The following is a 24,008-nucleotide window of genomic DNA, read 5'->3' as shown; positions in this document are numbered from 1 at the left end:
AAAAATATCATTATTTTTTTATTTTTTGGTTAATAAAATTATAAAAAATGTATTCAAAAATTATTTATTATGTTAAATTATATTAATAAATGGAGGAATTTTATGGCTACATTATTTGATATAATAGGTCCTGTTATGATAGGTCCTTCAAGTTCACATACTGCAGGAGCATGCCGTATAGGAAAACTTGCTAAAAAAATTTTGGGAGAAGATGTAAGGGAAGCAAAGATATATCTTCATGGTTCTTTTGCTTTGACTTGGAAAGGTCATGGAACAGACAAGGCGCTATTAGCTGGACTTTTAGGTTTTGAAACAGATGATCATAAACTTAGAGATAGTTATTCTTATGCTGAGAAAGCTAATCTTAAATATGAATTCATACCTACAACATTAAGAGATGCTTTTCACCCTAATAGTGTTTATATTGAAGTAAAGGGAGATACTAACGAGGCTAATATTTTAGCTTCTTCTATTGGAGGCGGTTCTATAGTTCTTGATAAAGTTAATGGTATTGAGGTGCATTATAAAGGAGATTTCCCTACTATTGCTATAGTAAATAAAGATGTTCCTGGTATCATAGCTCAAGTTACTTCTATTATATTTGAAAATGACATTAACATTGAAAATATGAGTGTAACTCCTCAGTTTGAAGGTCCTAATAGGGGATATGCTATTATAGTTATAGGAATGACTAATGTTATATCTAAGGAAATTGAGAATAAAATAAGAAGTATAGAAAATATAAGAGATTTTGTATTTTTAGATAAATTATATTAAAAAATAATATGGAGTATAAAGTATGGATATAAAATCTATAGAATCATTGGTGGCTTTAGCTACAGAACAAAATAAAAAAATAAGTGATATAGTAATAGATATAGAAGCTAGAAGTGAAAAAATTGACAGACAAGTTATTATAAATAAAATGTCAAGTTATTATGATATAATGAGAGAATCTGTTGAAAATGGAAAAAAAGAAAAATTTAATTTCGTAACAGGTTTACAAAATGAATGTGTTGAAATAGTAGAAAAATTTTATAAATCTAAAAAAAGTATATTAGGCGAAACAGTAGGTGAGGTTGTAACTGCTGCAATGGCAGTTAGCGGATATAATGCTTGTATGGGTAAAATAATAGCTGCTCCTACAGCAGGAAGCTGCGGAATAATGCCAGCAGTGTTAACAGTATGTGAAAATAGAGGCTATAATAGAGAGGATATAGTAAAGTCAATGTTTACTGCTGCTGGACTTGCTGATATAATTGCCCAAGTAGCTACATTTGCTGGTGCAGGCGGCGGATGTCAGGCTGAATGCGGAAGTGCTGCTGCTATGGCTGCTTGTGCTTGTGCTGAGATTATGGGCGGTACTCCTGAACAATGTGCTAATGCTTTTGCTTTATCTCTATCTGCTATACTTGGTTTAGTATGTGATCCTGTGGCAGGGTTCGTTGAAGTGCCATGTATGAGTAAAAATATTATGTCATCTGTACATGCTATAGTGTCTGCTGAATTGGCTTGTGCTGGATTTAAAAGCGTTATTCCTGCTGATGAGGTTGTACTTGCTATGAAAGAGGTTGGAGAAGGAATGGACGAAAGATTTAGAGAGACTTCTCAAGGGGGACTTGCTAATACTCCTACCGGACGTGCTATTGCAGAAAAACTTTTAGGAAAAATAAATAAATAAAATAAATAATTTTTGTGTATTATAAAAAGCTTACAAATATTTTTGTAGGCTTTTTTAATACATGCTTTAAAATTTTTATTACACTTTCCCGCCCTTTATACTTTCAATGCTATTCTGTTATTTTTATATTATTTTCTTTTGAAATTTTTATTGTTATTTTTACTGCCCACCCAGAATTTTTTTTAAAATTTATTGTCTATTATACGCACGCAGAATAAAATTAAGAATATAGATTTAATTTTTATTCAAATTATTATTATATTATAAATTTAGTTTACCGTGCGTTAAATAAATTTTTAATCTAATTAACACTTGGGCGGGTGTTAAAAAATCTAATGAAAATAAAAAACATAATATGAATTAAAATTTATAATATGGTAATAAAGAAAAAGGGTGGGGATTAAAAGAAGCTTCATATATAAAAAAGGGCCATACTTAAAATTAAGTACAGCCCTTATTATTTTTAATTGTAAATTATACTCATTATGTATCTTATAAACTCAGCTACTAGAAATATCATCACTATAAAACCAAGGAATATCCAAGATTTCAAAGTACGTCTTCTAGTTTCCTTTTTGTTAAATTCTCTTCTAAAAGGATCGTTATTATTATTTTCCATAATAAACTCATCATACTTTTTTCAAATATTTTTGTGTATCAACAGCAACAGCAGCTATGATGATAGCACCTTTAATTATGTATTGCATGTATGGAGAAATACCAACGAATGTCATACCATAGTTAATAACTTGGAATATTAATACACCAGATACAATACCTAATATAGAACCAATACCGCCAGAGAAAGAAACCCCACCAACTACACAAGCAGCGATAGCATCAAGCTCATAACCATTACCCAAATTATTAGTAGCAGAACCAACGCGAGCAACCTCTAATGAACCAGCTATACCATATAAAGCACCAGCCATAGTATAAACTATCATAAGAGTAACAGGAATATTTACACCAGAAACAGCAGCAGCTTCAGGGTTACCTCCTACCGCAAATATGTTTTTACCTAATTTAGTTTTATTCCACACAACCCACATTATAGCTGTTATTATGATAGCAAATATAATTAAATATGAAATAGTTAAACCTCCCAATTTAATACCGCCTTGAGCTAAGTTAGTAAATCTAGGATCAAGTCCTCCAATAGGCTGAGCACCATAAGGAGGTCTATCAAAATAAGTACTAGTTACACCATAAAGTATAAGCTGCATACCTAAAGTAGCTATGAATGGAGTTACATAAAGTTTAGAAATTATAAAACCATTTATAAGTCCAAATACCATAAGTATAAGCATAACTAAAAGTATAGGAAGTATAACAGGAAGTACAGGTAAATCAGGATACATTCTAGTAGGGTTAGTAGTAGATTGTAATAATGAAGCACTTACAACAGCAGCAAGTCCTACAGCTCTACCGGCACCTAAGTCATTACCTTGAGTTACAAGAAGTGTTCCAATACCTACAGCTATTATCATACGAGTAGAAGCCTGAGCAAATATGTTTAAGAAATTACTCAATTTGAAGAAACTAGGGTCTTTAATGATAATACCTATAATTATTATAAGTAATGCTGCAAATATAGCATTGTTTAATATAAATGATTTAATAGTTTTAATGTTTATTTTATTTTTGTCCATAATTCTTCCTTTTTAATTAAATTATAAATATTTAGCAGACAATGCCATAATTTCTTCTTGATTAGTATTTTTAGTCTCTACAATACCAGCTACTCTACCATTACTCATAACCATAATTCTATCGGTTATGCCAAGTAACTCAGGCATTTCAGAGCTAACCACTATTACAGCTTTTCCAACAGTAGCCAAGTCAATAATAAGTCTATATATATCATACTTAGCACCAACGTCTATACCTCTTGTAGGCTCATCAAGCATAAGAATATCAGGTTTACTCAAAAGCCATCTTCCTAAAATAACTTTTTGCTGGTTACCGCCAGATAATGATTGTATAGCAGTTTTTTCAGAAGGAGTTTTTACCTGCATACTTTCTATTACCCATTTTGTGTCTTCATGCATATTTTTATTATCTAAAAATCCAAATTTATTTTTATAATGATCTATATTGGCTATTATAGAATTGAAATTAATAGATAACATACCAAATATACCTGTTTGTCTTCTTTCTTCTGTAACCAAAGCGAAACCATTTCTTATAGCTTTTCTAGTAGAAGAATTATTAACTTCTTTTCCCATTTTTATTACAGTTCCAGAAGATATAGTTCTCATACCGAATATACTTTCTAGTACTTCAGTTCTTTTAGCACCAACAAGACCAGCTATACCAAATACTTCTCCTTTTCTAACAGAAAAATTAACATCTTTAAGAGAAGGCTGATATAAAGCAGTAAAATTTTTAATTTCTAATATATTTTCACCAGGAACATTAGTTTTTTCTGGGAAACGATTAGTTAAATCTCTACCTACCATTTGTTTGATTATCATATCAGTAGTTAATTCTTTAGCAGGAGTTGTGGCAACATATTTACCATCTCTCATTATAGTAACTTCATTAGAAATTTGTAGAATTTCTTCCATTTTGTGTGAAATATAAACCATTCCAACACCTCTGCTTTGAAGCTTTCTAATGATTTTGAATAATTTAGCTACTTCCTTTTCAGTAAGAGAACTTGTAGGCTCATCTAATACTAATATTTTAGAATTATAAGAAACAGCTTTTGCGATTTCAACCATTTGCATTTCTGATACAGACAAAGTAGATACTTTTGTCCTTGGATCTAGAGGTATTTCTAAATCATCAAAAATTGCTTTAGTATCGTCATACATTTTCTTTTCATCAACAATTCCAAATTTAGTTGGGTACTTACCAAGCCAAATATTATCTTGTATATTTCTCTGTCTAACTTGGTTAAGTTCTTGGTGAACCATTGCTACACCATTATTTAATGCTTGTTTAGGTGAAGTGAAATTAACTTCCTTACCATCTAAAAATATTTCTCCGCTATCTTTACGATATATACCAAATAAACATTTCATTAAAGTGGATTTTCCAGCTCCGTTTTCACCCATAAGGGCAACAACTTCGCCTTCTTTTACAGTGAGTTGTACATTATCCAATGCCTTAACACCTGGAAAAGACTTTGAAATACCTTTCATTTCAAGAACAATCTTTTTATTATCCATTATTAAAAACCTCAATAAATTACAAATACCTATTTACAAAACAGGGATATTTGTTTAAATATCCCTGTTTATCAAAAATAAATTATTTATTATTTGTATGCTTCTTCAGCAACATTTACATTATTTTTAGTTATAGGAACATAAGGAACGCGAACAGCTTTAACTTCGTCTAAAGTCCAAGTAGTTCCATCTAAAGGATCTTTACCAGCAGCAACATTTAATGTAATGTCAACTAGAGCTTGAGATTGTCCAACTGGGTCATTAAGAACTGAACCAACTACAGTTCCTTTTTTGATTTCGTTGATCATTTCTGGAATAGCGTCAACACCAACTATAGGTACATATTTAGTAGTATCGCCTTCTTTGTTGTAGCCTAAAGACTGTACAGACTGTAAAGCACCTAAAGCCATAGCGTCATTGTTACAGAAAATATATTCTATTTTATCACCATGTTTTTGCATCCAAGCATCAACTATATCTTTAGCTTTTGCAGTATCCCACATAGCTGTTTGTTCTGGTTCTAATCTTTCGATTTTTAAACCATTGTTAGTGATGAATAAAGTAACGTGACTAGTTCTAGCTTCAGCATCTGGGTGGCCTGGTTCACCTTTTAATAATACATACTGTATAACACCGTCACCGTTTTTGTCCCAAGTTGGGTTAGCTTTCCAAGTGTCTACAACAACTTGTCCTTGCATATCTCCAGATTCTTCAGGAGTAGTACCTACATACCAAGTTTTATCATAGCTAGCCATAGCTTGAGCACTAGGCTGTTTGTTGAAGAATACAACAGGTATATTTTTAGTTTTAGCTTTGTCTATTATAGTTTGAGCAGCTTGTGGGTCTACTAAGTTAATAGCTAAAGCTTTAGCATCTTTTTGTATCATTACATCAACTTGGTCATTTTGTTGAGCTTGGTTATTTTGAGAGTCATTGATAATTAGATTAGCTTTTCCGCTGATTCTACTTTCAATGTTTCTTCTATAGAAAGACATAAAGTTATCGTCATAACGGTAAATTGTTACACCGATAGTAGGACCGTTAGCAGCAGCTGAAGAAGAAGAAGAAGATCCGCCACCACATGAGATTGCGAAAATTGAAGTCATTATTAACAATGCTCCAGTAACGATAAGTGATTTTTTCATATTAGAAAACTCCTTAAATTAATTAATATTCTCTACCTAATTAGTATATAAATTTATTTTCTTAAATCAAGTAAAATGACATTTTTTACATGTTCATAACAATTATATGACCAAAAATTCTTAATTAATTTGCATTATTGACATTTTATATATGTTTTTTATTATGTTATGTTGATATTTTGGTACTTAAAATTTTATATATAGTTTATATTTTGCAGAATTTTTTATATATTTCATTGTTTTAATTTTTTATAGCTTGCTTATTGTATATATAATTATATAATTTGTTATTTGATAAAATATGAAATTATAATGATTTATTATATAAAAATAGTTAGATTTTAGTGAAAATTTTTAAGTTGTACTGTTTTAAGATATTAAAAAATTGTTTTATGAGTTGTATATGTTTATAGATTTTTTATTTAAAAAAATAATAACAATTAAATTCACATATTAATAATAAATATGTGAATCTAATTGTTTAAATATTTTTATTTATTTCTTATTTATAAGCTTCTGCTGATTCTTCTATATTTTCTAATGTAATTGCTCTGTATGGAACTCTTACAGCTTTAACATCATCTAATTTATATTCAGTTCCATCAAGTACATCTTTTTCATTAGCAACATTTAAAAGCATATCTACTATAGCTTTAGCTTGATCTTTAGGGCTTTGTAGTACTGTACCAACTACAGTTCCTTTTTTAATTTCTTCAATTACTTCAGGTATAGCGTCAACACCAACTATAGGAATAAATTTAGCTGCATCGCCTATATTGTATCCTTGTTTTTGTATTGATTTTAATGCACCTAAAGCCATAGCATCATTATTAGAGAATATAAACTCTATTTTGTTTCCAAATTTTTCTATCCAAGCATCAGTAGCATTTTGTGCTTGAAGTATATCCCAGTTAGCAGTTTGTTCGTCTAATTGTTCTATATTAATACCATTATCAGCTAATACTGCTTTAATTCTTTCAGTTCTAGCTTCAGCATCTGGGTGTCCTGCTTCACCTTTTAATAGTACATACTGTATAACACCATCACCATTTTTATCCCAATTAGGATTTGATGTCCAAGCTTTAACAACTAATTCACCTTGTATGTTTCCTGATTCTTCACTTAAAGTACCAACATACCAAGCTTTGTCATAACTCAACATATCTTCTTTGCTAGGCTCTTTGTTGAAGAATATTACAGGAATTCCAGTAGGTTTTATTTTGTTAATCATAAAACTTGCTGATGCTGGATCTACTAAGTTAATTGCTAAAGCATCAACATTTCTTTGAATAGCGGCATCAATTTGATCATTTTGTTTTACTTGATCGTTTTCAGAATCATTCATAATAAATTTAACTTTGCCGTTTAACATTGTTTCAATATTTCTTCTCATAAATGAAATGAAGTTATCGTCATATCTGTATATTGTTATGCCAACTTCTATTTCACCATCAGCTGATTTGGAATTATTTCCGCAGCTAACTGATACCAACAATAACAAAGATGCTAAAAAAGTAAAAATTACTTTATTCATAAAAAAGCTCCTATTTTTTAATAGTTATATTTTAGTTTATTAAAAAAAAACTTATAAGTCAAATAAAAATATGTAAAAAATACAATTTATTCATATAATTTTATAGCTTTATCTATATTAGATATAGTTACAGGTATATACGGTATTACAACATATTTGTTATTATAAAAATTAAAATGTGTGCCGTCTAATGGTGCTTTTCCGCTAATTAAATTTTTTGATATTGATGTAAGAAGTTCAGCTTGAGTAACTGGGTTCTGTAATACTGTAGCAAATATACCATAATTTTGTATTTCTTGTAAGCATTCAGGTATTCCGTCAGCACCTATTATAGGTATATAATTAAGCATTCTGCTGCCTTTATTCATTCCAAATTTTCTTAAACTATCCAATGCCCCTAATGCCATATAATCATTATTGCATATAATGTACTCTATTTTTTCACCATATTTAGAAATTAAATTTTCCATAACTCTTGAAGCATTTTCTCTTTTTCCCATTGCAGAAACTTCAGCTAAAATATCTAATTTTATATTGTTTGAAGCTACATATTTTTTCATGTATTCAGTTCTATTTATTGTATCATAATCATTTAAATCGCCTTTTATTATTACACATTGTATTTTACCGTCTTGGTTTTTATCCCAATTCATGCGTTTTTGCCAGCTTTCTGCTATCACTCTGCCCTGAGCACTTCCTGCTTCCTGAGCTGTTCCTCCTATATACCATGCTTTATCATAAGTTTTCATCGATTCAAGGCTTGGTTCTCTATTAAAGAATATAATAGGTGTATTTTTAACGCTTACTTTATCTATTACCTTTTGGGCTTGACTTTTATCTACTAAATTTATTGCTAATATATTAACATTCTTTTTCAAAAGCATTTCTATTTGAGCATTTTGAGTTGATTGACTATTGTATGAATCAACCATTAATAATGAAGCACTTTTATTAACGCTTTTTTCTATATATTGCTTTAAATATTCTATATATTTATCATCATATCTGTAAAATGCTATACCTATAGAATTACTCTTTTTTTGTGTATATAGCATTAAAGTAGATGATAATAAAACTAATAATAAAATAAAAATTTTTTTCATTATGCACTCCTAATAATAACTTTTAAATTATAGTTTAATAGTTTTTATTGTCAAGTAAATCAATAATTTAAATATATAAAGCTTTTATGAAAGTTTGTATTTTTATTTAAGTTTATATAAAAATTTAATATAAAACTTTTATCTTTCTAACTTTTTTATTTTTTAAAAATGATTTATAATGTAAACATAATATTATTAATAACGGGTATGAATGATGATGAATAGAGTAGAAGTAAAAATTAATAATGATTCAAATAACTTAATTAACTATTATATTTTAGTTGAAAAAGGAATCATAAGCAAAACAGGTGAATTAGTAAAAAATATATTAAAGAGTACAAGAGCATTAATAGTTACTGATGATATAGTATCAAAATTATATGCTGATACAGTAAAAGAAAGTTTAGAAAAAGAAAATATAATTGCATCTGTATGTGTACTTGAAAATGGGGAAGCTAATAAAAATATAGAAACTATTTCAAATATTTACTCTCATTTAGCAAAAAATGAATTGAGCCGCAAAGATATAATAATAGCTTTAGGCGGAGGTGTAGTTGGCGATATGGCTGGATATGCTGCTGCTACTTGGATGAGAGGCATTGATTTCGTACAGATACCAACAACATTGCTTGCATGCGTTGATTCTTCTGTAGGCGGAAAAACTGGGATTAATATAAAGGAAGGTAAAAATTTAGTCGGAGCTTTTCATAGTCCTAAACTTGTAATAATAGATAGCAATACTTTATTGTCGTTGCCGAAAAGAGAATTTAATTCTGGTATGGCTGAAGTAATTAAGCATGCTTTACTATTTGATGATGCACTTTTAGAATTGATAGAGGCTAATTGCAATAATAATTCAAATTTAGATATGGATTTTGTTCTTAAAAGAAACTGCGAATTAAAAGCCCGTATTGTAGAGATTGATTATAAAGAACAAAAGGAAAGAATGTTTTTAAACTTCGGACATACTATAGGGCATAGTGTTGAGAACGCAGCTGGTTATGGTGTTTTATTTCATGGGGAAGCCGTTGCTATAGGAATGGTTTATGCAATTGAATATGGAATTAAAAAAGGAATAACCAAAGATAAAAATTTACTTGAAAGAACAAAAAAAATATTAAGTAAATTTTCTCTGCCTATATCAGTTCCTGAAAATATAAATTTGAAAGATGCTGTTAAATTAGATAAAAAAAGAAGTGATGATAAAATAAATTTTGTATTCTTAGAATCAATAGGCAAACCTTATGTTGATAAAGTAAATATTGAGGATATTATCAATGAATAATATTTTTTATAAAATTATTGTATTTATGGTGTTGTTAGTATCATGTTCTGAAACTAATAATTTAGATAATAATATAAAAAAAACTGCTGATTTAAAAGATTCTGAATTAGTCAATAAAAATATAGTGGAAGCTAGTATTGAATTTGATGTTACTAAAATTCCTTTTGGTATAGTTGATTTGAAAAATGGCGGATACACTAATATAGATAATGAAGTAATAAAAACTCTTAATGCTTATAAACCATGCACAAATAGTGTTATTGATATTAATGGCAATAAATATTATGTTTCAAGTGTTTATACAGTAAATATAGATGATGAAAATTTTTCTGATATAAATGAGCATTATATTTATGTGAGTTTATGGGGATTATATAGAGATAATGCATATTTTGCAGCTGGATTTTATCCTTTTACTAGACATTCTCAAAATATTAATATAAAACCTACTGTTAATAATGGTACACTTGAATTTGAGGTTTTAAGATATGCTGATGAATATGAGTACACAGATATTTATAAATTTAGAATAGAGGAGAGTCATAATATTACTCATTTTTATCTAACCAATTTTATAGAAGAAAGTTCTGAAGAAGGTACAAATAAAATCACTTCTTATTCATTTGGAAAAGATGATATAAATATGAATGATATAACTATGCTTTTTGAAATTGATAAAAGATAATAAAAATTAAATTTTATACAATAAAAAGAAGGCATTAATAAATATTTATTAATGCCTCTTTTTGTCTTAGGATTTTCCAACTTATGCTTTCATTAATGCTTCACCTAAACTTACACATTGATTTATAGCATCATCATCAGGAGATAAATTTACTATTAAACCATCTTTTACTAAAGAACCTCCTACACTGCTTACATCATCTTGCCAGTTTCTCATCCATTCACCATCGCCCCAATCATAAGAACCGAATAATGCAACTTTTTTGCCTGATAAACTATCTCTTATAGAGTCATAAAAAGGCTGAAATTCAGATTCTTCCAAAACTTCAGCTCCCATAGCCGGACATCCTAAAGCTAATTTTGAATAATTATTTATATTTCCTATATCGAAGCTGGATACATTAAAAATATCAGCATTTCCTCCAGAGTTTTCTATTCCTTTTTTTACATTTTGAGCCATAGTTTCTGTATTTCCAGTACCGCTCCAATATATTATTGCTATTTTATCATTCATATATAAACTCCTTATATAATATTTTTTCTTAATACATACTTTTGATAATTGTCCATTATTTCCAAAATGCCTTTGCCATTCAAGAATGTACTAATATAAAAATCTCTGCATTTATTGTAATTATCAAAAATTTTAATAGCTTCATTCTTATTATGGTATACTTTCCAATATCCAGTATATAAACTATTTTTTCCATAATTATTTATAAAGCCATTTATATCAATAAGAGGATATCCTAAAAATATACCTATTTCATGAGGGAAACTTTCAGCATATTGCATTCTTGTTTTTAAGAAATCTATGCTTTCATGTATATTTCTAGACTTATATCCGTAATTCTCTAAAAACTCAAAAATCTCATCATCTAATAAATAATTCTCTAACTCTTTCTCATTATAAACATAAATTATAGCCTTATTAGCATTATCTTTAATTATAGATACCTTTATGTTTTTAAAGCTAAGAATATCATTGTATGAAGAAACTTCTTTCTCAAGCTCTTTTTTAGAGTCATACTGATAAGTAAATATATTAGCTATCTTTATACCTGAAAGGGCAGGTGCACAGTGATTAATAATTAACTCATCAAATGTATATTTATTCATTGTTAGAGTATTCTAACATATATTTTTAGAATGTCAATACTTTTGTTAGTGTATTCTAACTTTTTTATTATTTTTTATTAAAATTATAATATATACCTAAACAACTATATTTTGTCAATTTTTAATTTTTTGTAAATGTAGTTTTTGTTTATTAATAGTATAAAATATTATTAAGTTTTGTTTGAAATGTGAAGTAAAACCAAGATTTGTGTCAAAAATGCAGTCTTTTTGGTTCTTTGTGCCAACAAAAGAACTGGGGGTGTGGGGGCTAGTCCCCACAAATAACCTAAATTAAAAATTGTATTTTTTGACAAACTTAAAAATTTTCAGTATATATTAAAAATAATTATACTAAACTAACAACTATACAGAATATTAAAGACATTATTATTTGTAATGATAAGAACCCTGACAGAAATTTATTAACTTTTTCATCATTAGTATACATTAATAGTATAAAAGGTGATGGAGAAAGAAAATATATAATCATAGATTTCACAAATATAGAATTAACAGTTATTATTTTAGATATTGCAAATAAAGTTAATGATATTAATACAGCCATTGTGGCAAATCTTACAAAGAATAATTTAATTGCTTTTTTGAATATATCAAGTTCAAATTCAAGTTCGGCACCTATACATAATAGTATCATAGGAGATAAAGGCTCTGTTAAAAAAGATATTATTCTATTGTATGTTCCGGTAAAATTAGAATTATCTATTTTTTCACCCAAATTGAATAATGCTCCTATAATTCCTAATATAAGGCTTATTATTATTGGGCTTTTTATTATAGAGTTTATTACTTGCTTTGTAGTTTGCTTTTTGCCTGATATTAAAGTTAATCCTGTTGTAACTACGGTAAAAACAAATATATTATTTACCATATCCATTTGTATTATTGGAAATAAATTTTCTTTGCCTATTATTATATTGAGTATAGCCAAGGCAAACATTCCGCTTTCTATACATGTATTGGCATAAGGTACATATTCTTTTATATCATTACTGAACAAAGGTTTAAAAAGAAACCCTAATAAATATGCTCCGAATACAATTACAAATCCGGCAATTATTAATATTATAGAATCTTTATTGAATGTTCCATGAATAATTATATTAAAAAAAGTAAATGGAAGAAATAAATTAACTGCTAAATTTTTTATAGTTTTTATTCCTTCTATGCTTATTATATTAAAATGTTTTAATATTTTACCAAAAGCTATTAAAATAAATATAGGAAGAATTAATTCTATAATAGTATACATTTTTTTACCCAGTCATAGTATTATATATGTTATATTATATTTTACTATATTATTACTGCAATAGTTTTTATAGTTAAAATAATTGCTTTTTTTATTTTTTATTATAGAATATAGATATTATATTTTGACGACTTTTATTTATTAGACTTTATATATTCACTTTAATACTTTTATAAATTTATCTTTAACCTGTAAAGAATTTTAAATAATTAAACGAAGGAGTTTATTATGGCAGAAAAACAAATACTTAATTTTGAAGCCGAAACTAAACAAATATTAAATTTAATGGTGCATTCTATATACACTCATAAAGAAATATTTTTAAGAGAGCTTATATCAAATGCAAGCGATGCATTAGATAAGGCTAGATTTGAATCTATAACAAACGGCGATAAATATACTGATATAGATAATTTAAGAATAAAAATAGAAACTGATGAACAGAATAGAGTATTAACTATTCAAGATAACGGTATAGGTATGACAAGAGAGGACGTTATTAATAATATAGGTTCTATTGCAAGAAGCGGTACTAAAGCATTTTTAGAAAGAATACAAAAAGACAAAGAAGCATCTAAAGAAAGCGGTATTGATTTAATAGGTCAATTTGGTGTAGGTTTTTACTCTGCTTTTATGGTTGCTGATAATATAACAATAGAAACTAAGCATGTTGATAGTGAAAAAGGCGTACGCTGGGAAAGTAATGGTGATGGTTCTTATTCTATAGAAGATATTGATAAACAGGATAGAGGCACAAAAATCATACTTAAATTAAAAGCTAAAGAAGAAAAACAAGATGATGATGGTTTTATAGATGATGACTATTGCAATAAATATACATTAGAGCGTTTAATACATAAATATTCTAATTATGTTCATTATCCTATAGTTATGGACATGCCTATACCTAAAAAAGATGATAAAGAAGTTCAGCAATACGAAGAAAAAACTATTAACTCTATGATAAGTATTTGGCAGAAATCTAAAAATGATGTTAAGCCAGAAGAATATAATGAGTTTTATAAAGAGCATTTCCATGATTATGCTGATCCATTTGAAGTTATACATACAAAGGCTGAAGGTACTATAGAATATGTTGCTTTATTATTTATACCTTCAAAAGCTCCTTTCAATTTCTTACATCCAGATTTTGAAAGAGGATTAGAGCTTTATTCAAGAAATGTATTTATAATGGGTAAATGTAAAGACTTGCTTCCTGAATATTTAAAATTTGTCAGAGGATTAGTTGATTCTCCAGACTTCTCTTTAAATATTTCAAGAGAGATTTTACAGCATAACACTCAATTAAAAAGAATAGCTTCTAATGTTGAAAAGAAAGTGCTTGATACTTTAGAGAGTTTACTTAAAAATGACAGAAAAAAATATGAGAACTTCTTTAAAGAGTTTGGTGAGTCTATAAAAATAGGTATATATTCAGACTTCAGCAAGAAAGATAAATTATCTAATCTTTTATTATTCCAATCTTCAAATACTGCTGAAGGCGAATATACAACATTAGCAGAATATAAATCAAGAATGAAAGAAGGTCAGGAGTATATATATTATGCTGCTGCTAAGGATAAAGCTGCTATAGAAAAACTTCCTCACATGGAAGGCATGAAAGATAAAGGATATGAGGTTCTCTATTTTACTGACAGAGTAGATGAATTTATGGTTAGCATGATGAGAGAGTTTGACGGTACTAAACTTCATTCTATACTTCAGGCTGATCATAAGGATTCTGAAAATAAAGATGAAAACAAAGATTCAGTTAATAAAGATATACTTAATGCTATAAAAGAAGTATTAGGAGAAAATAGGGTAGCTGAAGTAAGAGAAACTGACAGACTTAAAGAAAGTGTTGTATGTTTATCAAATAAAGAGGATTCTATCAGCTTTAATATGGCTAAAGTTCTTGCTGAAACAGGTAATAATATGTTTGGAATGAAGCCAGAGAGAGTATTAGAAATTAACACTTCTCATGAAGTTTTCAAAGCTATAGAAAAAGAATATCAAGCTAATAAAATTTCTGAAACTTTCAAAGAATACAGCGAACTTCTTTATGATGAAGCTTGCATACTTGAAGGACTTCCTCTTGAAGATCCTAAATTATTTGCCAGCAGAATGAGTAAATTAATGCTTAAATAATGATTAAGTAAAATATTTATATTATGAAAAGGGCTGTATTAAAAATACAGTCCTTTTTTATTTAATTTTTTTAATAAAACTTTTGTATATTATTATTTTTTATTTAACTTACTTCAAAATATAAATAAAATATATATTAAATAATCTAAATATCTTGGTATATACCTAAACAACTATATTTTGTCAAAATTAAAATTATATTTTCTTTTTAATATATGGGGCTTTGCCCCATACCCCACTTCTTTTGTTGCCACAAAGAAGCAAAAGGGCTATATTTTAGCTTAAATTGATAATTTATATTACATGTAAAACAATTTTAGTATTATTTAGTACTAATTTTATCCTTGCACTTTTTGGTTCTTTTTGCGGCGGGAAAAAGAACAACAAAAAAATTGACAAACTCTAAAATTCTTAGTATATACCTAAACAACTATATTTTGTCAAAAATAATTTTTTTAAATTTTAAATATCTGCAGGGCTTTGCCCTTACGAAGTACACAGCGTGCAGCACCCCACTTCTTTTGCGACCGTAGGGAGTGCCTTTGGCGTGACCCAAAGAAGTTATATCCTCGACAGGCTCGGATACGCTTCGCGAAGGACTACGTTTTTTACTAAAATTTAAGGTATTAAACTACTTTTAATATATATTTTTAAAATATAAGGCTGTAGTATATGCGTTTTTTGCAACTTTTTTGAGCGACAAAAAAGTTGATAATATATTTAAAAAATATAAAAATTGACAAAGTTATTTGTTTAGGTATATATTAATAGCTAACAATTTTTATTAGTAATAATAAATTTATAGATTCAATAATAATATTTTTAATCATCAAATTTCTGACCTAAAAGCTGACCATTACTAGCATCTATATAAAGCTCCATCATATTATTTAGTTTGACTTCGTATAGATTCCATTTCTTTTTGATTTTTGTTATTACTGTATTAGGATAAGTTTTAGTAACAGTATTTGCTACAGATTTTGGAAGTATATTTAAAGGCAATGCTATATAATTTCCTTCTATTTCTTTTAAATCTCCATTTCTTAGAAACTCTATTTCAACACCATTATCTAAACCTATTTCATAACTTTTTCTGTCCATCTCAGCATATACTATTGTTGAATTTGGAAAATATGAATTTATAAATTGTATTATATTAGTAGGTAATTGTCCTGGAGGTACATACATACCATCAGCGTATAACATAGCTGTTAACATTAATAATAGTAAAAGTATTGTTTTTTTATTCATGTTTCCTCTTAAAATATATTAAGTTAATAATGTGTTTTTTGACCTATAAGCATTCCTGCAAAATCGATAAATACATTTATATAATTATCCAAACTAATAATATACATATTCCAGCTTTTTTTTATTTTCATAATAGCGGCATTGGGATTGGTTTTTTTTATTGTATTTATTACATTTTCATCAATAAAATCAGTAGGTATTGGAGCAGAATTTCCATCTACTTCTTCCCAAACTCCGTCTAAATCAAAATATATTATCTTACCATCACTAAATACCACTTTATAAAAATCATTTAATTTTTCTACATTTATTATATTTTCATAATCGAAATAATTTTTTATAAAATTTATTGACTTTTTCGGTAATATATCACTATTTGAAAATAAATCTTTTTGTATTATAATAAATAATGTGAAAAATATTAATATGTTAAGTTTTTTTATCATTTTCATATATTATAAAAATAATTAGATATATTTATAATATAACAAAAAATCATATAAATATCAATAAAAAAATAATTAACTAAAAAAATAAAAATTATCTGGTAAATAAATAAAAAATAGTATAAAATAAAGGGTGTAATATTTTTATTTATTGGATTAATAATATGATAGTAGATTTAAAAAAATATATGACAGTAAGTCCTTCATATATAAAAATGTACATCAATAATATCATAGAAAGACAATTAGATGTTATACTTATTAATGAAAGCGGTGTATTTAGTTTTGTTCCTTTTGATAAAGTTGAAGAAATATTTAATTCTCTGGAAAATAGTGAATATATTTCAAAATGTTCCATTTATATACATAAATCTTTCGGCACTATACTTGGAACCCAAAATAGTATAGATATAAATAAACAGCATGCTGATATTCATGATATTAATCTTTTCTATAATGTTTATAAAAATTGTCAATTTGAAAATGATAAAGAATATTATGAGCAGCATTTCAATGAACTTATATCTATAAGGAATGTTGATAGAATAGAGTATTTGAGGAATATATTTAATAGATTAAAACTTTTTGTTACTCAAAGTAAATTAGATGTTGAATTAGCTAAATTAATAGGTACTATTTTAACAGATGTTGGTATTATAGAGAGATTAAATCTTATATATCATTTAAATTATATTAAACAAAATAGTATATCCAATTTAAAAGATTATCAAAATGTTAAGAAAGATGATTTAATATTTGCAGATATAATAGGTACTATAGTTAACCTATTAGAAAAAGAATATGATGGTTTTGGTATATTTAATAATCTTTCTGCTTTTAATGATCATAATATAATAGCTCATAGTAACAGGGTATTTATTATGATGGTTGAATTTTTATATTTCTATAATGAAGAGATATCAAGAGGTATAGCATCTAAATTAAGAGTAGAATATAAGAAGAAATACCATTCTTACTATAATAAAATAGGGGAGAAATATAATTTATTTACAAAAGCAGATAGGATAGAAGATATATCTAAAGTTGGATTTAGAAAGATAGGTCAAAATGAAATAAAATATTATGCCAGAGCAGCATTTTGGCATGATATAGCATTGGTTGATGAACTTCCTAACATTCCTATTATTCAAAATAATATAGGCGATACTCATTCTATACTAGGTTTTAATCTTTTGAAATATTGTATGGCACAAAATGAGTATACATATACTACAGTTGGGCTTCATCATGAATATTATGGAAATGGATATGGTATGTTTATTAATATGTATCATAAGCAGTTTGCTAATAAACAGTATAATACTATAGAAAACATATTAACTTATGATCCTAATGATATTAATAATATGTTGGCATTATCATATTTTCCAGCTAAAGTTTTAGAAATTATAGATTCTTATGATATTTTATACACTAATTCTATAAAAAATAAGACTGAAGGTAATGTAATAAATGATGTTATTTCATATATGTATGAAAATTTCTTGGAGGAAACTATAAAATTAGATCCTATACTTTTCCATTTGTTTATAAGATATTTGGAAAAAGTTAGGAATGCATCTATATTTGATTGTCCTCTGTAATTATTTGAAATTAATTATTTAAAATACCTTGACAATTTGCAAAAATCTTATATCCTTATATAGGATTTTCTGCTTTTTAATTTATAAAATGTTTGTATTTTAGGGAAAGTAATTGTTAAAAAAAGATATTAATCAAGAGTATAAGGGTCCTGTTAGCGTATATTTAAAGCAAATAGGTGAAATAAGAAGACTCACTAAAGAAGAAGAACTTGAATTATGGCAGCGTCTTGAGGTTTGCCGGGATAAAAAGGCTTTACTTTTAGAAAAAGATGATGAAGAATCTAAAAAAGAATTAGAAGATTTAGAAAAAGAAATAGATTCTATACAGCATAAACTTGTAAAGTCTAATTTAAGATTAGTAATAAGTATTGCAAAAAGATACTATAATAGCGGAGTACCTTTTATTGATATTATAGATGAGGGAAATATCGGACTTATAGAAGCTGTAAAAAGATTTGAATATAAAAAGGGTTTTAAATTTTCTACTTATGGTGTTTGGTGGATAAAGCAAAGTATAGTTAAAGAAATATCAAGCAAAAGACATATTATACGTTTCCCTATGCATATAGCTAGATTAATTAAAAAAAGTATACAAACTTCAAAAACTTTAACACAGCAATTGGGCAGAGAACCAACTATAGATGAAATAGCTAAAGAAATGAAAGTGGATAGAAAAACTCTATCATATATAATGATATTTACTCAAGATACAGCTAGTGTTGATTCATTTTTCAAAAATTCAGATAATAATGACATGACTTCAGTTATAGAAGATAGAAATTTTCCATCTCCTCATCAGAAAGCATTTATGGATAGTTTAAGAGATACTTTAACAGAAGCATTAAAATGTTTAGATGAGAAAGAAAGAACTGTTATTATTTCAAGATATGGTCTATATGGAAAAGAAGCTAAAACTTTAGAAGATACAGGCAAGGAATTAAATATTACTAGAGAAAGAGTAAGACAAATTCAAATCAAAGCTATAAAAAAACTTGCAGGTCTTAATTTATCTAAAGAACTAAAAAGTTTCTTGTGGGATTAATTTTATTTATCAAATCGTACAAATTATTTTGTTTTTTTATTAAATAATTTCTATTTTATCCGAAAAACTAATATATAAAAAAATCATGGGTGGAACTTTATGTCTAACGAAATGAAAGCTAAATTAAAACCAATTATTATTATAGTAATAGTTCTTGTTGTAGTTGTGGCAGGATTTTTTATTGCTAAAAGTTTATTAGGAAGCAAAAATATACCTTTATTAGATTTGGGCGGAAATGAAACTAATGATATGCCTGAAGATACTATCACTACAGATGATATATTTGGTGATAATATAAGCCCAGAAGATAAAGACTTTTTGGCTACTAACAACACAATAACAGTAGATAATAATACTAATACACAAACTAATAAAGATTCTTCTATCAATTTATCTGATAGCGGATTATATGAGGTTAATGATAGTAATATACCTGATGTAAAACCTTCTACAAAACCAAATAGTACAGGCGGAAGTTCTGCTTATACATATAATACTGACAATACAGTATTAGTAACTACTTCTAATACTCTTAGACCTAACAACAATATAGCTGATACAACATCAAATGATGCTAATCAGCCTGTAAGAATAAGTTCATTTATAATCAATTATAATGATAGATTTGTGGCTACAAGAGGAAATCCTCTTTTAATAACTTTAGCTGTTAAGGCTCCTCAAGAAGCTAGATATGCTAAAATAAGAGTATATGCTAGAAAAATAGACAATAATTATAATATATTAAGCAGAGATTTAGTGTTCTACTTGCCTAAAATATATGTATTAGACGGACAAGCTCAAACACAATTCTATTTTGCTGGAAGAATGTCATCAGGAAACCGTTACCTTCCAAAAGGCAGATATTTATTATATGCTGAGGCAGAAATCACTGATGCTAATGGTAAATCAGTTGGTAAAGCTGGCAGATATCCGCTTCCTAAATGGAATTATGTGGTTACTTTACAATAGTATTTAATTTCCAATTAATATATATTAAAAGCTCTGGTGTATAAATATGCCAGAGCTTTTTTATTACTATTTCTATGAAATTTTATTACATACCCCGCCCTTTATTCCCTATTACTATATTTGAAATTTTAGTTTGTATTATATTTTTGGCTTGATTAGAAATTTTAACACTCGCCCAAGTTGAAATTAACTTAAAAATGCATTTAACGCACGGTTAACTAAATTTATAATATAATTAAATTTGAATTATAAATAAATCTATGTTGTTAACTTTGTTTAGCGTGCGGTGAAAATACAGCAAATTTAAAAAAATTTTGGGTGGGCAGCTATAAAAACAGTTAAGATTTAAAAGAAAAATAATATATAAATATGAGAAAATATTGAAAGGCTAGAGGGTGGGCAAGTGTAATTAAAGTTTATAATAAAAAATCGGTATACTTAATAATAAAGCATACCGATTTTTATTTATTATATTATTATTTTTTGAATATAAAGAATACTGCCATTATTAGACATAAGAAACCTATAAAATGATTAATTTTTAAAGTTTCTGTTTTAAAGAATACAACAGTAAATATAGTAAATACTGTCAAAGTTATAACTTCCTGCATAACTTTTAACTGCATAAGTGAAAATAGTCCGCCGTTTCCCTGAAAACCTATTCTGTTAGCAGGAACCTGAAAACAATATTCAAATAAAGCAATTCCCCAGCTAATTAAAATTATAAAAGGAAGTGATAATTTAGCAAATCCTTTCATTTCACTGAATTTTAAATGTCCATACCAAGCAAATGTCATAAATGTATTAGACAAAATAAGCAATAATATAGTTGTTACAGCTTTCATAATAATTTTTTTATTCCTCCGTATTTTACGAAAAATTATTTTTATTGATAAACTATTATAAGTTATAAAAAATTATTTTCTATAGTTATTTTAAAAAATATTACTGTAAACAATAAAAAAATAGCCCTATCTTGAGCAGATAGGGCACAGTTTAATTAAATGAAGGTTATAAAATATATTGTATCAATTTAGGGATACAAAGTTGTTGACTAAATAGTTTGTATATGTTCTCTAACATTTGTTAGTATATTCTAACATATTAAGTATTTTTGTCAATACTGTTAATAAAAAAAATCAATAATACTAAAAAATAATATTATTGATTTTTATTTATTGTTATTTTATATTATTATTAAATTAATAGTTAGGTGCTTTTGAAGTGATTTTTACATCATGAACATGACTTTCAGCCAAACCTTGATTAGTAATTCTAATGAATTGTGCTTTTTTCTGTAGAGTATCTATATCTTTAGCACCGATATAACCCATTCCGGAACGTACACCGCCTACAATTTGATATACAACATCAGAAACATGACCTTTATATTCTGTAACTCCTTCAATACCTTCAGGAACGAATTTAGATTTATTTACAACTTCACTTTGGAAATATCTGTCTTTGCTTCCATGTATCATAGCACCAACAGAACCCATTCCTCTGTAAGGTTTATATTTTTTTCCGTCTATTATAATAACATCACCAGGAGCTTCATAAGTAGATGAGAAAAGTCCTCCAGCCATAACAGCATCAGCACCTATAGCAAATGCTTTTACTATATCGCCGGAATATTTAATTCCTCCGTCAGCAATAGAACCAACATTATTCTTTTTAGCAACTTCTGATGCATCAGCTATAGCAGTAAGCTGAGGAACTCCTACACCAGCTATTATTCTTGTAGTACATATAGAACCGGCACCTATACCTATTTTTATAGCATCAACACCAGCATCAATCAATGCTTTAGCACCGTCAGCAGTAGCTATATTTCCTGCTATTACTTCAACTTCTTTATATTTGTCTTTTATTTCTTTTATAGCAGTAAGTACATTTTTAGAATGACCATGTGCTGTATCTATCACTATTAAATCAACTCCAGCTTGTATAAGCTTTTCTATTCTCTCATATCTATCTTCAGATATACCTATTGCAGCAGCGGCTATTAAAGTGCCGTTACTTGTTAATGTTGCCTTTTCTTTATTTTCTATGTCTTTGAAGTTTTTAACGATTTCTACTTCTTTTGCCTGCTGTTCTAATGACATGTTTTTATGTATAACACCTAATCCACCGCATAATGCCATTGCTATAGCCATCTGTGATTCTGTTACAGTATCCATAGGGGAGCTTATTAATGGTGTATTTAATGTTATTTTATTTGTTAATTTTCTTCTTAAAGAAACGTCTTTCGGAAGAATATCTGATTCTTGTGGAACTAATAGTACATCATCAAAGGTTAATGCTTCTCTCATTTGTATAGACATAAATTTTTCCTCTTTTTATTAGATATGATTTGATATATAGATATTTTGATAAACTATTCTATAGTAAAAGTACTTTAATTGCAATTATTTTTTATATTTTAATTATAATTTTTTGTATACTATATATTTCTGTAGAAAATGTATTATAATCATTATCAGTATTGTAAAAAATATTTATAAAATATTAATTTATCAGTAAATTATATTTACAAAATTCCTATAATATATTATATTATCAATGTAAAGGAAATTTACTATTTTTCTTTAAGGAGGTTGGATTATGACAGTTATGATGAAAGATGATGTATTTAGTATGTATAGAAAGTATGTAGAAGAAGACAATATTATTTTTGGAAAGTTTATAAATAGTAAATTGAATTATATTTTAGTGTCAATAATGGAAGAAGTAAAAATTATTGAAAAAAAACAATATGAGAGTATATCTGAAGATGATATAAATAATATTGTTGGCATATTGATGAAGCTTTCTTTGATTGCTAGAATTGATTTGATAAAATGTATGGAAAGCATAAATGGAAAGGATTTATCATTTATAAAGCAATTAAAATACTCAAAACAAATTATAGATTATTCTTTAAAAATTATAGTAAGACTTTTGATAAATATAAAGAATGAAGATATGAATTTTGATAATATTGAGGCATTAAAAAATAATGACAGTATACCGCATTCTAATAGGGTATTTTTCAATATTATAAAATTTATCAAGTATTATAATAAAAGTATAAATAATAATTTAGTTATTGATGTTAGAAATAACTTTAAGGATAAGTATTTAAAATATTATAAGAATATATTTAAAAAATTTCATATAAAAAAGAATATATCTCAATTAGAGCATGTATATAAATATGGTTTAAGAGAGATTTTATTTAATGAGATTGTTAATATTTCTATAGCAGCTTTTTGGTATGATATAGTTAATTTAAAAGCTTTAAACGAATGCAGTAATATGAAATGCTATTCATATTTGAAGAATTTTATTAAGTATAATGATGAAGTGTCATTAATAGTAGGATTACATAATGAATATTACAGACATGGACATGGAATATTTTTGAATTATTATAATAGCATTATAAATAGAAAACCATTTTTAAGTCCTAATTATATTATTAGCTTTGATTATAATGATGCTTTAAAATTGAGCAGCATATCATATTTTCCTTCTAAGGTACTTGAAATAGTTAATCTATTTGACAATAT

The 24,008-nt window shown here is 27.0% G+C and carries 22 protein-coding genes; 9 read left to right on the top strand and 13 right to left on the bottom strand.

Annotated elements, in window-relative coordinates:
- The first annotated feature begins 102 nt into the window (after positions 1 to 102).
- Together sdaAB and sdaAA are read left to right on the top strand one after the other, a co-directional pair.
- The gene (sdaAB, locus tag R4K56_RS01400; protein WP_335772634.1) at positions 103 to 777 is read left to right on the top strand and encodes an L-serine ammonia-lyase, iron-sulfur-dependent subunit beta; all 675 of its coding nucleotides are present in this window, start codon (positions 103 to 105) and stop codon (positions 775 to 777) included.
- 22 nt (positions 778 to 799) lie between these two features.
- Positions 800 to 1,681, top strand: coding sequence for an L-serine ammonia-lyase, iron-sulfur-dependent, subunit alpha (gene sdaAA / locus R4K56_RS01395; RefSeq protein WP_335757924.1), 882 nt, complete (start codon positions 800 to 802; stop codon positions 1,679 to 1,681).
- Positions 1,682 to 2,144: 463 nt separating this feature from the next.
- Here sdaAA and R4K56_RS01390 read toward each other — a convergent pair whose 3' ends face one another.
- From R4K56_RS01390 to R4K56_RS01365, 6 genes are all read right to left on the bottom strand, one after another.
- Entirely contained in the window at positions 2,145 to 2,300 is a 156-nt protein-coding gene (locus R4K56_RS01390) for a hypothetical protein (protein WP_297298093.1), read from the bottom strand.
- A gap of 10 nt (positions 2,301 to 2,310) precedes the next feature.
- Positions 2,311 to 3,333, bottom strand: coding sequence for a galactose/methyl galactoside ABC transporter permease MglC (gene mglC, locus R4K56_RS01385; protein WP_335757925.1), 1,023 nt, complete (start codon positions 3,331 to 3,333; stop codon positions 2,311 to 2,313).
- Between the two features lie 21 nt (positions 3,334 to 3,354).
- A complete protein-coding gene (gene mglA / locus R4K56_RS01380) occupies positions 3,355 to 4,857 on the bottom strand; it encodes a galactose/methyl galactoside ABC transporter ATP-binding protein MglA (RefSeq protein ID WP_335772633.1) in 1,503 nt (500 codons plus the stop codon).
- A gap of 89 nt (positions 4,858 to 4,946) precedes the next feature.
- The gene (locus tag R4K56_RS01375; protein ID WP_335772632.1) at positions 4,947 to 6,002 is read right to left on the bottom strand and encodes a galactose ABC transporter substrate-binding protein; all 1,056 of its coding nucleotides are present in this window, start codon (positions 6,000 to 6,002) and stop codon (positions 4,947 to 4,949) included.
- Positions 6,003 to 6,504: 502 nt separating this feature from the next.
- Positions 6,505 to 7,536, bottom strand: a complete 1,032-nt coding sequence (locus tag R4K56_RS01370; RefSeq protein WP_335772631.1) for a galactose ABC transporter substrate-binding protein — start codon at positions 7,534 to 7,536, stop codon at positions 6,505 to 6,507.
- A gap of 86 nt (positions 7,537 to 7,622) precedes the next feature.
- A complete protein-coding gene (locus tag R4K56_RS01365) occupies positions 7,623 to 8,639 on the bottom strand; it encodes a galactose ABC transporter substrate-binding protein (RefSeq protein WP_335772630.1) in 1,017 nt (338 codons plus the stop codon).
- A 217-nt stretch (positions 8,640 to 8,856) separates the two neighbouring features.
- On the opposite strand from R4K56_RS01365, the gene aroB reads away from it, so the two are divergent.
- The gene (gene aroB / locus R4K56_RS01360; RefSeq protein WP_335772637.1) at positions 8,857 to 9,924 is read left to right on the top strand and encodes a 3-dehydroquinate synthase; all 1,068 of its coding nucleotides are present in this window, start codon (positions 8,857 to 8,859) and stop codon (positions 9,922 to 9,924) included.
- A complete protein-coding gene (locus tag R4K56_RS01355) occupies positions 9,917 to 10,609 on the top strand; it encodes a hypothetical protein (RefSeq protein WP_335772629.1) in 693 nt (230 codons plus the stop codon). The genes aroB and R4K56_RS01355 overlap by 8 nt, the downstream gene beginning before the upstream one ends.
- An 81-nt stretch (positions 10,610 to 10,690) precedes the next feature.
- Here the strand turns inward: R4K56_RS01355 and R4K56_RS01350 are convergent, their stop codons facing one another.
- The 3 genes from R4K56_RS01350 to R4K56_RS01340 all read right to left on the bottom strand — a co-directional run bounded on the left by R4K56_RS01350 (position 10,691) and on the right by R4K56_RS01340 (position 12,997).
- On the bottom strand, positions 10,691 to 11,122 hold the full coding sequence (locus R4K56_RS01350) for a flavodoxin (protein ID WP_335760688.1): 432 nt from the start codon (positions 11,120 to 11,122) through the stop codon (positions 10,691 to 10,693).
- Positions 11,123 to 11,133: 11 nt separating this feature from the next.
- Positions 11,134 to 11,727, bottom strand: a complete 594-nt coding sequence (locus R4K56_RS01345) for a DUF3793 family protein (protein ID WP_335772628.1) — start codon at positions 11,725 to 11,727, stop codon at positions 11,134 to 11,136.
- Between the two features lie 346 nt (positions 11,728 to 12,073).
- Positions 12,074 to 12,997: an AEC family transporter gene (locus R4K56_RS01340; protein ID WP_335772627.1), complete on the bottom strand. Its 924-nt coding sequence runs from the start codon at positions 12,995 to 12,997 to the stop codon at positions 12,074 to 12,076.
- Between the two features lie 228 nt (positions 12,998 to 13,225).
- Here R4K56_RS01340 and htpG point away from each other — a divergent pair, with 228 nt between their 5' ends.
- Positions 13,226 to 15,145: a molecular chaperone HtpG gene (gene htpG, locus R4K56_RS01335; RefSeq protein ID WP_335772626.1), complete on the top strand. Its 1,920-nt coding sequence runs from the start codon at positions 13,226 to 13,228 to the stop codon at positions 15,143 to 15,145.
- Positions 15,146 to 15,967: 822 nt separating this feature from the next.
- Here the strand turns inward: htpG and R4K56_RS01330 are convergent.
- Together R4K56_RS01330 and R4K56_RS01325 are read right to left on the bottom strand one after the other, a co-directional pair.
- Complete coding sequence (locus R4K56_RS01330) at positions 15,968 to 16,396, bottom strand: PepSY-like domain-containing protein (protein WP_335758292.1); 429 nt, start codon at positions 16,394 to 16,396, stop codon at positions 15,968 to 15,970.
- A 23-nt stretch (positions 16,397 to 16,419) separates the two neighbouring features.
- On the bottom strand, positions 16,420 to 16,842 hold the full coding sequence (locus R4K56_RS01325) for a PepSY-like domain-containing protein (RefSeq protein WP_335758291.1): 423 nt from the start codon (positions 16,840 to 16,842) through the stop codon (positions 16,420 to 16,422).
- A gap of 164 nt (positions 16,843 to 17,006) precedes the next feature.
- On the opposite strand from R4K56_RS01325, the gene R4K56_RS01320 reads away from it, so the two are divergent.
- The 3 genes from R4K56_RS01320 to R4K56_RS01310 all read left to right on the top strand — a co-directional run bounded on the left by R4K56_RS01320 (position 17,007) and on the right by R4K56_RS01310 (position 20,457).
- Positions 17,007 to 18,446: a hypothetical protein gene (locus tag R4K56_RS01320; RefSeq protein WP_335773051.1), complete on the top strand. Its 1,440-nt coding sequence runs from the start codon at positions 17,007 to 17,009 to the stop codon at positions 18,444 to 18,446.
- A gap of 112 nt (positions 18,447 to 18,558) precedes the next feature.
- Positions 18,559 to 19,488, top strand: coding sequence for a sigma-70 family RNA polymerase sigma factor (locus tag R4K56_RS01315; RefSeq protein WP_297298065.1), 930 nt, complete (start codon positions 18,559 to 18,561; stop codon positions 19,486 to 19,488).
- 99 nt (positions 19,489 to 19,587) lie between these two features.
- Positions 19,588 to 20,457: a hypothetical protein gene (locus tag R4K56_RS01310; RefSeq protein ID WP_335773050.1), complete on the top strand. Its 870-nt coding sequence runs from the start codon at positions 19,588 to 19,590 to the stop codon at positions 20,455 to 20,457.
- Positions 20,458 to 20,933: 476 nt separating this feature from the next.
- Here R4K56_RS01310 and R4K56_RS01305 read toward each other — a convergent pair whose 3' ends face one another.
- Both R4K56_RS01305 and guaB read right to left on the bottom strand, forming a co-directional pair.
- Entirely contained in the window at positions 20,934 to 21,302 is a 369-nt protein-coding gene (locus R4K56_RS01305) for a DMT family protein (RefSeq protein ID WP_335760824.1), read from the bottom strand.
- Between the two features lie 357 nt (positions 21,303 to 21,659).
- Complete coding sequence (guaB, locus tag R4K56_RS01300; RefSeq protein ID WP_335758286.1) at positions 21,660 to 22,781, bottom strand: IMP dehydrogenase; 1,122 nt, start codon at positions 22,779 to 22,781, stop codon at positions 21,660 to 21,662.
- A 280-nt stretch (positions 22,782 to 23,061) separates the two neighbouring features.
- On the opposite strand from guaB, the gene R4K56_RS01295 reads away from it, so the two are divergent.
- Positions 23,062 to 24,008: hypothetical protein (locus tag R4K56_RS01295; protein WP_335773049.1), on the top strand; the 947-nt coding region annotated here is incomplete at its 3' end.

The sequence above is a fragment of the Brachyspira pulli genome (assembly GCF_036997785.1).
Lineage (GTDB): Bacteria > Spirochaetota > Brachyspiria > Brachyspirales > Brachyspiraceae > Brachyspira > Brachyspira pulli.
The sequence above is the reverse complement of the archived record's forward strand: the minus strand, read 5'-3'. Positions and strand labels throughout refer to the sequence as shown.